The organism is Microcystis sp. LSC13-02 (assembly GCA_002282935.1).
In the GTDB taxonomy this organism is placed as follows: Bacteria; Cyanobacteriota; Cyanobacteriia; order Cyanobacteriales; family Microcystaceae; genus Microcystis.
Map to the genome: position 1 here is coordinate 1 of MTBT01000190.1, position 12,858 is coordinate 12,858.

At 42.9% G+C, this 12,858-nt stretch carries 14 protein-coding genes; 4 read left to right on the forward strand and 10 right to left on the reverse strand.

Annotated features, from left to right (window positions below):
* Positions 1-120: 120 nt before the first annotated feature.
* Both BGL89_RS11280 and BGL89_RS11285 read left to right on the forward strand, forming a co-directional pair.
* Positions 121-1,374 (forward strand): FIST signal transduction protein, encoded by a 1,254-nt coding sequence (locus BGL89_RS11280; protein WP_286825778.1) that lies wholly within the window; start codon positions 121-123, stop codon positions 1,372-1,374.
* A 38-nt stretch (positions 1,375-1,412) separates the two neighbouring features.
* On the forward strand, positions 1,413-2,126 hold the full coding sequence (locus BGL89_RS11285) for a Uma2 family endonuclease (protein ID WP_286825779.1): 714 nt from the start codon (positions 1,413-1,415) through the stop codon (positions 2,124-2,126).
* Here BGL89_RS11285 and BGL89_RS11290 read toward each other — a convergent pair.
* From BGL89_RS11290 to BGL89_RS11335, 10 genes are all read right to left on the reverse strand, one after another.
* Positions 2,123-2,902, reverse strand: a complete 780-nt coding sequence (locus tag BGL89_RS11290) for a DUF1350 family protein (protein WP_286825780.1) — start codon at positions 2,900-2,902, stop codon at positions 2,123-2,125. The genes BGL89_RS11285 and BGL89_RS11290 overlap by 4 nt on opposite strands.
* Before the next feature lie 388 nt (positions 2,903-3,290).
* Positions 3,291-3,839, reverse strand: coding sequence for a response regulator (locus BGL89_RS11295; RefSeq protein WP_286825781.1), 549 nt, complete (start codon positions 3,837-3,839; stop codon positions 3,291-3,293).
* Between the two features lie 250 nt (positions 3,840-4,089).
* Positions 4,090-5,868, reverse strand: coding sequence for a S8 family peptidase (locus BGL89_RS11300; protein WP_286825782.1), 1,779 nt, complete (start codon positions 5,866-5,868; stop codon positions 4,090-4,092).
* A gap of 135 nt (positions 5,869-6,003) precedes the next feature.
* Entirely contained in the window at positions 6,004-6,438 is a 435-nt protein-coding gene (locus BGL89_RS11305) for a VOC family protein (protein ID WP_286825783.1), read from the reverse strand.
* 161 nt (positions 6,439-6,599) lie between these two features.
* Positions 6,600-7,955: a 5-histidylcysteine sulfoxide synthase gene (gene ovoA, locus BGL89_RS11310; protein WP_286825784.1), complete on the reverse strand. Its 1,356-nt coding sequence runs from the start codon at positions 7,953-7,955 to the stop codon at positions 6,600-6,602.
* 40 nt (positions 7,956-7,995) lie between these two features.
* A complete protein-coding gene (egtD, locus tag BGL89_RS11315) occupies positions 7,996-9,006 on the reverse strand; it encodes an L-histidine N(alpha)-methyltransferase (protein WP_286825794.1) in 1,011 nt (336 codons plus the stop codon).
* 229 nt (positions 9,007-9,235) lie between these two features.
* Positions 9,236-9,520: a DUF7734 family protein gene (locus BGL89_RS11320; protein ID WP_286825785.1), complete on the reverse strand. Its 285-nt coding sequence runs from the start codon at positions 9,518-9,520 to the stop codon at positions 9,236-9,238.
* A 35-nt stretch (positions 9,521-9,555) separates the two neighbouring features.
* A complete protein-coding gene (locus BGL89_RS11325) occupies positions 9,556-10,146 on the reverse strand; it encodes a DUF3177 family protein (RefSeq protein WP_286825786.1) in 591 nt (196 codons plus the stop codon).
* 175 nt (positions 10,147-10,321) lie between these two features.
* Positions 10,322-10,546, reverse strand: a complete 225-nt coding sequence (locus BGL89_RS11330; protein ID WP_286825787.1) for a Calvin cycle protein CP12 — start codon at positions 10,544-10,546, stop codon at positions 10,322-10,324.
* A gap of 337 nt (positions 10,547-10,883) precedes the next feature.
* Positions 10,884-11,045: a hypothetical protein gene (locus BGL89_RS11335; RefSeq protein WP_286825788.1), complete on the reverse strand. Its 162-nt coding sequence runs from the start codon at positions 11,043-11,045 to the stop codon at positions 10,884-10,886.
* Between BGL89_RS11335 and BGL89_RS21260 the strand changes: the two genes are divergently transcribed.
* Both BGL89_RS21260 and mutL read left to right on the forward strand, forming a co-directional pair.
* Positions 11,014-11,103 carry an element excision factor XisI family protein gene (locus BGL89_RS21260; RefSeq protein WP_353743926.1) on the forward strand — a complete coding sequence of 30 codons (90 nt, stop codon included), beginning with the start codon at positions 11,014-11,016 and terminating at the stop codon, positions 11,101-11,103. The genes BGL89_RS11335 and BGL89_RS21260 overlap by 32 nt on opposite strands.
* 12 nt (positions 11,104-11,115) lie before the next feature.
* Positions 11,116-12,768, forward strand: a complete 1,653-nt coding sequence (mutL, locus tag BGL89_RS11340; protein WP_286825789.1) for a DNA mismatch repair endonuclease MutL — start codon at positions 11,116-11,118, stop codon at positions 12,766-12,768.
* Positions 12,769-12,858 lie beyond the last annotated feature (90 nt).

Below are 12,858 nucleotides of genomic sequence, written 5' to 3' on the forward strand. Positions count from 1 at the left end.
GGTTCCCTCTTGGTTGGTTGGAGAAATCCTGCTTGCTAACGGAGACTCAATGAACGAAGAATCCCCGTCTCTTTAGAGCGGGGAGCGTCAACATTTAGACCAAATTTGGGGTCAAGAAACATGAGCGATCTCATCGAGTGGATTAATGCCCTATCAACCCGTCCCTCCCTAGAAGCGGCGGTGACGGAGGTAGTGGAAAAAGTGCAAGATAAATTAGTCGGATCGGCAGATTTAGCCATAATTTTTATTTCTTCTGCCTATGCCAGCGACTATCCCCGTTTAGTTCCCTTAATCTTGGATAAACTCCCCGTTCCTGTCCTGATCGGCTGCGGTGGGGCGGGGATTGTCGGCATGGATGACAGGGAAAAGTCCCGAGAAATCGAAGCGAGTCCGGCTTTAAGTCTCACCGTCGCCCATTTGCCCAATGTGGAAGTACAGCCTTTCTATATCGAAGCGGCGGAAATGCCCGATCTCGACAGTTCCCCCTCTAGTTGGACAGAATTATTAGGGGTAGAAGCGGCCAAAAATCCCCAATTTATCCTTTTAGCCGATCCTTTTTCCAGTCGCATCAATGATCTGTTAGAGGGTTTGGATTTTGCCTACCCCAGTTCGGCCAAAATCGGCGGTTTAGTCAGTGGTGGCATGATTGAACGTTCTGGGGGTCTATTCTACCACGATCAACAAAAACCCCGTAATACCTATCTCTATCGTCAGGGAACCGTAGGAATCGCCCTTTCTGGCAAAATTATCGTCGAAACTATCGTCGCCCAGGGTTGTCGTCCCATCGGACCGATTTATCAGGTGAGTGAGGGAGAACGCAATATTATCCTCTCCATGACTGGTAAAGAGGCCGATGGGACTCCGCAACCACCTTTAAATCTACTGCGGGATTTAATTGCCTCCTTGAGGGAAAAAGACCGAGAATTAGCGCAAAACTCCCTTTTTATCGGTATTGCTAGGGATGAGTTTAAAATGCAGTTGCAGGCCGGGGATTTCTTAATTCGCAGTGTTTTGGGAGTAGATCCTCGTCAAGGTGCGATCGCAATTGGCGATCGAGTTCGTCCGGGGCAGCGGGTACAATTTCACCTGCGCGATGCTGACACTTCCGCCCTAGATTTAGAATTACTTTTGCAAGCTTTTGCCCAAGAAAAACCTAATAGTTCAGAGGTACTAGGGGCTTTAATCTTTTCCTGTCTCGGTCGCGGGGAAAATCTCTACGAAAAACCCGACTTTGATTCGGGTCTTTTTCAGCGTTATTTCGCCAATGTTCCCCTCGCCGGTTTCTTTGGCAATGGAGAAATCGGGCCAGTGGCCGGTCGCACTTTTCTACACGGTTATACCTCGGCCTTTGCCCTCTTTCGTCAGGGAATTTAATGTTATACTAGATAGTTAGTACGCTAGGGAGTAGAACAATGGTAAAAGCCCAATCTTTCTCTGAGTCGGAGATTATCTATGCTGATAGTGATGGTAAACCGATGGCCGATAATACCAAACAGTTTCGCTGGATTGTGACGATTAAGGAAAATCTCGAATGTTTATTCGCAGACAATGACCATGTGTTTATCGCCGGCGATCTGTTGTGGTATCCGGTCGAGGGGGATAATAAAATCTGTCAAGCGCCGGATGCTATGGTGGTGTTTGGCAGACCCAAGGGCGATCGAGGTTCCTATAAGCAATGGTTAGAGAACCAGATTGCGCCGCAGGTGGTCTTTGAAATTATCTCTCCGGGCAACACTAAAGCGGAAATGCGCCGAAAATGGCAATTTTATCAGCGTTTTGGCGTAGAGGAATATTATCTCTATGATCCCGATGCTAATTATCTACAGGGTTGGTGGCGAAGGGGTGGTCAATTGGAGATGATTCCTGCGATCGATAATTGGCAGAGTCCGCTTCTACAGATCCGTTTTCAACTGGAGAGTCCCCAGTTAGCTATTTTTTATCCCGATGGCTCGCGGTTTTTGACCACCCTAGAAATCAAGCAAAAAGCGGAATTAGCCGAACAACGAGCCAATGCCGCCGAACAGCAAGCCCAACAGGAACGTCAACGGGCCCGGGAAGCTGAGGCAAAATTAGCCCGCATAGAGGCGCAATTACGGGCCATGGGGATTAATCTAGAGGAAAGCTAACGAGAGGCCGGAAGGACGGGATTTAACCACTGGAGAATCTCATCTTTGAGACGGGAATTATCCCGGGCAAGTCCCTGTTTTAACCATTGGCCGATCGCATCGAGGGGAGTAAATACTTCTCCGGTTTGCCAACTGACATCTTGACTCAAGGGAGTGAGATGATTGCCCGGGAGAGTTCGCAGGGCAATTAAATCATTAAAGCGTTTTTTTAGCAGGGGATTTAAGACCAGAGATTGATCGATCGTGTCGTCTTGAAAACGGATTAAAAGATTGCGACGAATGGCATAATCTTGGAAAATTAACTCGTTTGTTTCTTCGGGGGAAGGGGTAAATTCGAGGTTAAAAGTGGTGTCAATTTGCAAAGGTTCGATAAAGGGAATAGCTCGACGAATGGGATAATTATTAAAGGAAATGAGGATATTTCCCGCCCGTTCCACTTCGTAGAGACTACCGATTAATAAATGTAGTTTACACCCCATACTGTGACCCAATCCGTAGATGGGGAGATAACCTTGGGGCAGACTATGATTCCAGCGCAGACGTTCAATAATATTATCAAAACGGTTTAAAACTGTGCGGGCGATCGATGTGTGATCGAGGGTATTAACAAAGGGAGTAGCAACAATAGCGTATCCTGAATTCCCAAGACTTTCTAATAACCAACGATAGGTAATATTCGGGGCCGCCGCCACAAATGCCCCCCCTAAAAAGTGAATGATACCCCGGGGACGACGGGGGAGAAAAACCCAATTACCTGCTATTTCTTGCCAATTCATACTAAATCCAGTTATTAAAGACTGATTATCTATTCCTCTTTTTGCATGAGTGTCTCTTGCATGACTGCTTATCCTTATAAGTAGCCTATACTCAACGGATTTAGTATCATAATTAGTTATCATTTAATTAATAACTTATACTAAATCCAGTTATTAAAGACTGATTATCTATTCCTCCTTTTGCATGAGTGCCTTTTGCCTCTTGCCTCTTGCCTATCCTTATAAGTAGCCTACACTCAACGGATTTAGTATTAGTCACTCACCAAATAAAGACTACTTGATCTTATACTAAATCCTGTTTAAAAGGGATAGGAGATTAGCCAGAGATTGGCCCCGCCGGATAAGGATAACTACTTGCCCAAGTCATCAAAAATCGGGATGAATAGTTCTAGGCCAGTTTTTTCTTAATAAAAGCCACTATTTGAGACATTTGCTTCTTCATATTTTCCATTTCTGTTTGCATTTGGGCAATTTGGGACTGGAGAGTCTGAATATCGGTGCTATAATCCCCGGTGAGTTGCTCTAGTTTCGGGCTAAAAACTTTTGGTTTGGGGGAATATTGTTTGGCCTTAGCCATCGCTTCTTTAATCGCTTGTACCAATTGTTTTTGGTCGAAAGGCTTCTCAATAAAGGCAAAATACTGGAAAGGTTCGGGGATTTTCTCTACTACCTCCTCTTTCCGTCCCGACATTAACACTAGGGGGATACTTTTGAGATTATCTTCGGTTTGGATTTGCTGAAACACCTCCCAACCGCTCATTTTCGGGAGAAGCAAGTCCAAAATAATCAAATTCGGGGTTTCGGTACGGATGAGATTATAACCCTCTAATCCGTCTTTAGCTTCGAGAAATTCAAAGTTACCCTCTGGTAACATATCGCGAACGTGCATCCTGATTACTTTACTGTCATCGATAACGAGAATTTTATGATTTGACACGATAGACACCTTAGAAAAGAGACAATAGATAAGCTGGATGATTCGAGGGGGTATTAGGGGAAACTTTCGCCATAGGGATTGGAGATTACCAAAAAACCCTTAGAAACTAACATACATCATAAAGAAAAAACCTCGGTTAATGTCCGAGGCTGCTGTTGTAGGAGAACTCAATGCAAAACCAAAGGAAGATACCAAAACCAAAGAGGTTTTTATCGGTAAATCACCCTTATTGTCCCATTGTAACCCCTGTTTAAGCGTATCGGGATGAACTAGCACTTTTGAGGGCTAAATAACCTAAACCGAGACATAAAAGCGCATTTAGTCCCAAAAATGCCTGAGCGATCGTACCGGAACCTAACCAGATCAGAGTAGGATGGATAACAGCACTGATACCTAAAGTCACCGCCATAGCTAAAGATACCCCCACCGCTAACCATTTTGCTTGGGGATGACTCAAAAGCAGAGCAATCAGGACAAAGGGCAGGATAACACTGGCAAAAAGCGGATTAAGGGCAGAACTTCCCTGAATAACACCTCCTAGGTCGGAAAGAGAACTCCCCATCACTCGGAAAGGCCATTGGGGTAAATCGAAGATATAAAGACCTCTGAGGAAAAATAAGCCAGAACTGCCAAAAATTAGACCAGCATTCAAAAATCCGTTCCAGGAGAAGGGAAAATAACTTCTCAGCCACCAAGCGAGGAGATAAGAACCCAAAACCATGGCCATTTTGGGCAAAACCGCCACCGCGCCGCCATCAATCCAGAAACGGGGATTGAGATAACCGTTATCGCGCAACCAACGCCAAAAATCCCGGAAAGTAATCTCTCCTTTCAGGGCCAATTGTAGGGCATTGCCCGCGTCTAATTGTCCGGCCCCAAAATGATTAAAGGGATCATCATTGATCTTACGGGCCGACTGCTGCAAAACCCCTAAAACTGCATTGGGTTCTTTAATTCCCGCAGCCTTGATTAAAGCTACCACCCCGGCAACGTGAGGGGCTGCCATGCTGGTTCCCTGAAAACCGAGGAACGCCGGTTCCCCCCCCTTAGCCGGATCGATGGTTTCTTGGACAATTTTACCCGTATCGGAGCCGCCGGGGGCAGCAATATCGATTCCAGCCCCGAAATTAGAATAGGGGGCTTTATTTCCGGAGGCATCTACCGCAGAAACGCCGATAACGTGGGGAAAACGGGCGGGATAGGCGGCGGAATTATCATCGGCATTACCGGCAGCGGCGACGATTACCACACCTTTACTATAGGCATATTCGATCGCCTCTTTCATTACTTGGGTTTCGCCTCCACCCCCTAAACTCATATTGATAACATCGGCTTTATTATCGACGGCAAAACGGATCGCTTCGGCAATATCTCCCACGGTTCCCCCACCCGTCCCGGAAAGTACCTTGAGGGGCATAATTTTGGCTTTGTAGGCGATGCCGGCCACCCCGTAGTTATTATTGGTCGATTGGGCAATTGTTCCGGCTACATGGGTTCCGTGACCGTTATCGTCTTCGGCATTGCTGCGATCGTTGACGAAGTCGTAGCCTTCGACAAACTCGGTTTCTCGCAGATCGGGAACTATTGATACACCCGTATCAATCACGGCGACGGTGATCCCTTCACCGTGATTTTCTTCCCAAGCACGTTCGATGTTAATTCCCCTCAGGTTCCACTGTTTACTATAGTCGGGGTCATTGGGGGCGATAAAAGCATGATAAATATAATCGGCTTCGATCGATTCGGTGTATTTTTTTAGGTCGGAATTACGGAGAGTTTTCAGGAGTTTGCTATCTCCATCGACAGTGTAAAGATGTTCATCGATGGAAAAGATACTATTTAAACTGGTGGGTTTTCCCGCTTTTTTGTTGATAGCATTTAACTGCTCATCGAGGACGCTGACGGGTATATCGTCTTTAAAGTCGATCAAAATTGATTGATATTCGCCCCGATTTGCTAATCCAGTAAAGTTAAAGAGAGCAAATCCTAGACCGATAATGAATAGGGTTAACAATAAAAGTTTTTTCATAGATTTCCTAAGAATTGATCATTGCCAGCCAAGGTTTTTTTAGTTTTGATGAGAAAATCTGAGCGAAGTTCCCCTATTTTTGTCTCGATTGAGGAGAGGACTAACCGGTTACAAAAAAGTCACCTGTTGTTTATTTTAAGCTCGATCGCCGATCGCTGTTAATTCCCGACTGGCAAAAATAGCTTCGTAGTGGCGATAATGTTTAAATTCCAAGAGATTATAGAAAGGATCCTCCAGAAAAAAGGTTTTATGCTCGGTTATCTCCCCAGTAAAGCGAGTTTTTGGTTCTAGATAAAATTTTAGTTGATTGACCCGTGCTTTGACCAGAAGATTGTCCCAATCGCTGGCAGCGGGGAGAATGAGACCAAAATGGCGAGGATAAATGCTATTTTGGGGAGTAAGAGGCATTTCGGTAACGTGAGCGACTACCTGATGACCGGAGAAATTTAAGATAATCGCTTTCTCGGTTTCTCTTCCCGCTAAACAACCTAAACCATCACAGTAAAAGCTTTTAGCACTGGACACATCGGTAATCGGAATAGCGAGATGAAAAATTGCAGGTTGATTCATGGTGATCGATTTTATCCGCGCTCTACTAGGTTCTATTGTAGCGATCGAGGGGCAACTGTTACAGGAATTTTTTCTTGAATTGGTGTAATCGCGGGGAAATTTTCGGCACTTTTTCCCTGAAAATTAGGTAATTGACCACCTGAAAATCGATAAAACCCCACCTAAAGACTTTGTGCGATTCTAAAACCAGCGTGTTGATAAAAATTCCGGCGAAACCAATTGCGATAGTAGGCTAGGATTTCTGTGCCGTTAGTCACCCAAGCTCCTCCTAACATCATTTTATGTTGACTATTAAAGAAAGGAGTGGAATTGTCAGCATAGAGGTAATGGGGTTGAAAGTCAGTTAAGGGATTAAAATCATCTTCTAGCCATTCCCAGACGTTACCGCGTAAATCATAAATTTCTGAGTTATTGCCGGCATTTTTTAACATTCCCACGGGAGTGGGAGAACAGAATTTTAAATTGAGGTTATAGTCCTCAAAGTTATCGTTTTCTAGGGTATAACATCGATTTTTTTGACTGCCATAGGTGGCTAAATTCCACTCAGCTTCCGTCATTAAACGTATTCCTTGTCCTTGAAAACGACAGTAGGCGATCGCTTCATAATAGTTAACTTCTACCGGCCAATCAAGAGGTAAATCGAGAGCATCAAACATGGCTCGATATTGATAATTTCCTCGCTCATCTACCAGCCAAAATTTAGGATGTTTGACTCGATAATGATTTTTCCATTGCCAAGCTTCCTCATCCCAATAACTGGGATTTTCGTAGCCACCATTATCGACAAATTCTTTAAATTCTCCGTTGGTAATCATATATTTACTCACCAGAAAATTGTTAACTTGAACTTGCCGATAACCATACTCATTATCCCAACCATAAATAGGAGAATCTTGGGGTTTACCAATTTCCACTATTCCCCCAGAAACCTCCACCATTTGATTAGGATAAGCTTGACCAAAAGAAGGGGCATAATGCCACCCTTGAGGACGTTGCAGACGCTCTAAGGGCAGTTGTCTGAGTAACATTGAAGATGTTTCAAAGTGAACACGCTGATGCTCAATTCCCATTATTAATGACCAGAGAGAATGCTGAGGATGAATAGGAAGATTAAGGGGGATATTTTTAATTATTTCGACCACAATTTCATAGACTTGTTGCCGATATTCCCAAACCTTAGCCACCTCGGGCCACTGAATATGGGCGATAGCAGAGTTTAATTCTTCGGGAGTTCCTGGATCTACTCCCACTCCAAACAATAATTCGTAGTCAGGATTAGGGCTTTTTTTTAATAGGTTAACCAGCTGCAATTTATTAAGATAAAAAGCGGCAGCATGACCTAAATAAAAAATGAGGGGATTTCTTAAATCGTCAGGGTTACAATAAAAAGCTTCTTCTTTGATGATGCTTTTTAACAGCCTATCTTCTAATTGCCAAGCATTTTCAAAATAGTCGAGTATATTTTCTCGACTACAGTTTTTTAGAGAGATAGGAGCCTGTGCTTGAATCTTTTCCATGTTTTTATGCCTCTATTACTGATGGTAATGTTTTCGTTATTTACAGGGATAACTGACAGAGAATTAACCCGAATAAATTTTCAGGATCGGTGAAAACCCTAAGGGGTTTTAATCCCTTTGATTCTAGGTCTTTTTGCATAGTTTCTAGGTTGAATTTACGGGAGATTTCTGTTAAAAGACCTTCCCCCGCTTGAAAATTAACTGTCAGATCGAGTTTTTTGAGATGAACAGGGTGAGTTTTTTGAGAAATTAAATACATTTCAATTTGGGATTTGTCTTGATTATAGATAGCTTGATGACTAAATAAATCAAGGTTAAAATCAGCTTGAAAACGCCAATTTAAATGGGAAAGCATATTTAAATTAAAAGCGGCTGTCACCCCTTGTGCATCATTATAAGCTGCTTCTAAAATTGCCGCTGGTTTTTGGAGATCAATCCCTAATAAAAAATAATCTCCAGCTTTGAGGACAGTGGTAATTTTTGCTAAGAATTTATCACATTCATCGGCGGAAAAATTACCGATCGAACTTCCCAAGAAAAAAATCATTCTGGTATTATCGGAAGCGTTTTGATAATAGGCTAAGGCCTGTTCATAGGTTCCAATTAACCCCTGAATGGGTAAATTAGGATATTCTTTTTGTAATTCTATGGCACTAGCTTGGAGAATAGTTTCACTAACATCGATAGGTATATATTTAGAGGATTTTTGTTGCCGATAATAAGCGTCCAATAACAGACGAGTTTTAGTGGAACTACCACTGCCTAATTCTATCAATTCGCAGGCTCCTGTATAGGCGACAATTTCTTGGGCATATTCTTGAATAATAGCCGCTTCTGTCCTAGTGGGATAGTATTCTGGCAATTGACAGATTGCTTCAAAAAGTTGGGAACCTTGCCGATCATAAAAATATTTAGATGGTAAGCTTTTGGGAGTTTTAGTTAATCCTTCAATCACATCTTTTCCCTCATCTTTAACTATATTTTGACTGGTGGTAAAGGTAGCTAAATACTCAATTTGTAATAGTTCTTGGTTAGGTGGGTTAAGTTGCATAGATTCTCCGATTATTCTCAAGTTTTTTGATTGTTCTCGATCGATACCGAGGATGAAATCCACTTTGACAGCTTGAATACTGGCAGAGATTATTGTACTTTGGTAATTTTACCACTAAAACGCCGCAAAATTTACCTCTTGTCTAGATAGACAAAGTTTATGGATCGTCAATAAAAGCTGTTAAATCCATCGAGATGGGTGCTGATATTATCCAAGCAAAATTACCGGTTCAATTAATCAGTAAAGATTGCATTTCCTCTAAGGTAAGATTTTCTTGAATATAGCGAGGATTAAGGGGATGATAAGGACTAGCAAGACGAGCTATCTTAATAACTCTAGCAGTTTCAGGAATGATCGGAATATCGGGATCGTAGGGGGTGCTGCGGGTAAGGGAACTAGAAAAACCTTTAAAAATAGAGATTTCTTCCTCCTCCCCATCCACAGCAATAGTCACTAATAAAACCTCTTGGGGATTTTTGAGGGTGTATTGTTCGAGTTGTTTACCAATATTCATAGAAAAATGGCTAATTATCGATAGCTAAAGACCTACTATTGTAAAGCTGAACGTCCCTGTTTGCCAAGGCGAATAAGAAGAAAATGGGCAAAATAGAGAGTATAAAAAGAGAGACCAACTAAACCAAAAAAGCCCAAAACATTAGCGGTAGCTTCTGAATGAAAAATCTCGCGAAACTGCCAAGGTGCTTCCTGCCAAACTTGACAATAGGGAGAATTTAGCAATTCCCCTGACATAGCACAGGAGAGAAAAGGTAAGGTAGAAATCGCGCCCAAAGGACAATAAATCGTTACTGCCCAACGCCAAGCAGTGGTGACAAATTTAAGTGGACTGGCGGGTAAATCTTTAATTTCATCGTTAATATCCACCCAAAACCAGAGGGAAATCGGGATTAAAATCTTAGCTAAAAAACTGGTGACAAAACCAATCGGCCAGGAAGCAATCATTAAATATACAGTAATTAATAAAAGACTAGCCACTCGCCAATAGATAATCAACAATTTCTGCAATGATTCGATTTTTGCAAATAAAGACCAAATTAACAAAATTGCCGGGATAATCACCGTAAATAGGACGGCTAAACGATAATCTATCCAAACGAGAGGACGAAACCAAAGCTGATTCATAAACTATTTAGACATAATTACACTGTCAACATTTTACTGTCTTCGGGTGCGGGAGCCAAAATCGGCCAAAGCTTGACCAACAAACCACAAAACGAGGGGCGATCTTTTTATATTTAAGATCGCCCTAAAGCTAGGATTCTACTGTGAGGAGAGAAAAAACCGCTGCCGGACTACATTAATCTTCATAAACGCGACACTCGGCGGCATCGGGATTAGAATCACAATACTTTTCGAAGTAGGTTTTTTGGGGGTGGTCTTGACGTTGGTGGGCTGCTTCTGCTTGTAATTCTTCCACCGCATCCCAAGCGGCGGCACATTCACCAGAGGTGGCACCTTCCGTGCTACACACGGCTCTGGCATTTTCTAGCTCTTCTTGAATTTTATCTTGGATATTGCTCATGATTCCTCTGAAATTGATCTATTGACACTTTAACAATTATACAGTCACCTTCTAAAACCACAGGATCGGTTATCCCACTCGATCGCCTTTCCTGTTCTATTAAGCCGATCTTAGCGCAATTTTTGGCGAATTTAACATCAAGATTTCCTGACCGGGCCAATTTTTAGCCTACATTCCGCACTGGAGAAATGCCAGAGGGATTTCTCCAGTGCATAGACAGCGAGCAGAACTATATACCGACTTATTTAGGCCGTCTTACACCAAATCCATTTTTAATAGTGTGATTAACTGCCAAGTTATCGATTGTTTTTCCCCGCTCCAGTGCTTTGGCGCTCACCTACTCTCCTATACCTTTTACCTGGGTTGCAGGGACAGCAGTACGCGCATTTATGGCTGTATAATTCGCGTTGATATTATTAATAATAAAATCTGAGTGCAGCAGGACGGCAGCAGCGATCGCTGATAAATTGGTAGCTAGGGGAGTCCCCAAACAAGACATCGTTTTAGCTTACCATGCGCCCCATGTGCGACAATATACCGAGTTTGCCCTTGGCTAAAACCATTAATTGATGACCTTGCCCATACAAGTTTTACCCCAAGACGTAATCGATTTAATTGCCGCAGGAGAGGTAATCGACTCTTTAGGCGCTGTGGTGCGAGAATTAGTCGAAAATGCCATTGATGCGGGGGCAGATAGGATTAGCATCGATATATCTCCCCAAAACTGGCGAATACAAGTATCGGATAACGGCAGGGGAATGTCTAGAGAAGATTTGCAACTGTGTAGCTATGCCCACAGTACCAGCAAAATCCGCCAACGGGACGATCTTTGGCAGATTACCAGTCTCGGATTTCGTGGTGAAGCTTTGCACAGTATCGCACAGGTGGCGCATCTGCGGGTTGCCAGTCGCCATGACGATGATTTAGGTTGTTATTGTCTTTACAATCACCAAGGCGAGCCAGATGATTTAGAAACGATTCCTATAGCTATCGGTACTATCGTCACGGTAGAGAATCTCTTTGGTAACTTTCCCGTCCGTCGTCAAGCTTTACCTTCAATTAACAAACAATTAAAGGATATACAGACTTTAATTCATAATTTTGCTCTCTGTCATCCCCAAATTACTTGGCAGGTTTTTCAAGATCATCAAGATTGGTTACGCATTAGTCCGGGTAAGGATGCCAGTCAAATATTACCGCAATTAGTTAAATCTCTGCATTTTAACGATTTAGCATCCCTAAAACTTGACTTAACGACTCCTGACGCAGAATCTGCTCAAATTGAATTAGTCATTGGTTTGCCCGATCGCATTTCTCGCCATCAACCAGATTGGGTTAGAATTGCTGTTAATGGGCGAATGGTGCGCTCATCGGAGTTAGAACAGGCAATATTTGAAGCTTTCGCTCGCACAGTCCCTAAAGATCGCTATCCCGTTTGTTTTCTCCATCTACATCTTAACCCTCGTTCGATCGATTGGAATCGTCACCCAGCTAAAGCGGAAATATACCTGCATAACCTCATTTTTTGGCAAGAACAGATAATTTCAGCCATAGACAAGGCGTTAGGACTAAATCCCGAACATATACCCGAAAAAGCGCAAAATCAGCGCGTCAGTCAAATTCTCAAGGCTGCCGAAGAAAAAAGCACCTATACAATAGGGGAGAAATACCCGAAAAATCGGCTGGAATTAAAGGCAGTAGCCCAAATTCACCAAACTTACATAGTTGCCGAACATCCTAACGGATTATGGTTAGTCGAACAACATATTGCCCATGAGCGGGTTTTGTACGAACGTTTAGAGGATAACTGGGAAATCGTGCCGTTAGATACTCCGATCATCTTAAATCAGTTAACTACTCGACAAATCGAACAATTACAACGTTTAGGATTAGAAATTGCTAGTTTTGGCGATCGCTCTTGGGCAATTCGTAGTATTCCTGTTCTACTAAAAGAACGCGAGGATCGGGCTGATGCTTTACTAGAATTAAGTTTAGGGGGGGATTTACAAACCGCTCAGGTTGCTACCGCTTGCCGGAGTGCTATCCGCAACGGTACAGCTTTAAGTTTAAAAGAAATGCAGAATTTACTCGATGATTGGCAAAATACCCGTAATCCCCGCACCTGTCCCCACGGAAGACCGATTTACTTATCCTTAGAAGAAACCTCGCTCGCTCGCTTCTTCCGTCGTCATTGGGTTATCGGCAAAAGTCACGGCATTTAATCAGTTATCAGTTATCAGTTATCAGTTATCAGTTATCAGTTATCAGTTATCAGTTATCAGTTATCAGTTATCAGTTATCAGTTATCAGTT

Bases quoted from the DNA above. Each gene is read 5' to 3' on its own strand.
- ovoA (WP_286825784.1), bottom strand. From the start codon at position 7,955: ATGGAAAAGATTCAAGCACAGGCTCCTATCTCTCTAAAAAACTGTAGT.
- BGL89_RS11325 (WP_286825786.1), bottom strand. From the start codon at position 10,146: ATGAATCAGCTTTGGTTTCGTCCTCTCGTTTGGATAGATTATCGTTTA.
- BGL89_RS11335 (WP_286825788.1), bottom strand. From the start codon at position 11,045: ATGTCTTGTTTGGGGACTCCCCTAGCTACCAATTTATCAGCGATCGCT.
- mutL (WP_286825789.1), top strand. From the start codon at position 11,116: ATGACCTTGCCCATACAAGTTTTACCCCAAGACGTAATCGATTTAATT.
- BGL89_RS11305 (WP_286825783.1), bottom strand. From the start codon at position 6,438: ATGAATCAACCTGCAATTTTTCATCTCGCTATTCCGATTACCGATGTG.
- egtD (WP_286825794.1), bottom strand. From the start codon at position 9,006: ATGCAACTTAACCCACCTAACCAAGAACTATTACAAATTGAGTATTTA.
- BGL89_RS11330 (WP_286825787.1), bottom strand. From the start codon at position 10,546: ATGAGCAATATCCAAGATAAAATTCAAGAAGAGCTAGAAAATGCCAGA.
- BGL89_RS11280 (WP_286825778.1), top strand. From the start codon at position 121: ATGAGCGATCTCATCGAGTGGATTAATGCCCTATCAACCCGTCCCTCC.
- BGL89_RS11300 (WP_286825782.1), bottom strand. From the start codon at position 5,868: ATGAAAAAACTTTTATTGTTAACCCTATTCATTATCGGTCTAGGATTT.
- BGL89_RS11285 (WP_286825779.1), top strand. From the start codon at position 1,413: ATGGTAAAAGCCCAATCTTTCTCTGAGTCGGAGATTATCTATGCTGAT.
- BGL89_RS11320 (WP_286825785.1), bottom strand. From the start codon at position 9,520: ATGAATATTGGTAAACAACTCGAACAATACACCCTCAAAAATCCCCAA.
- BGL89_RS11290 (WP_286825780.1), bottom strand. From the start codon at position 2,902: ATGAATTGGCAAGAAATAGCAGGTAATTGGGTTTTTCTCCCCCGTCGT.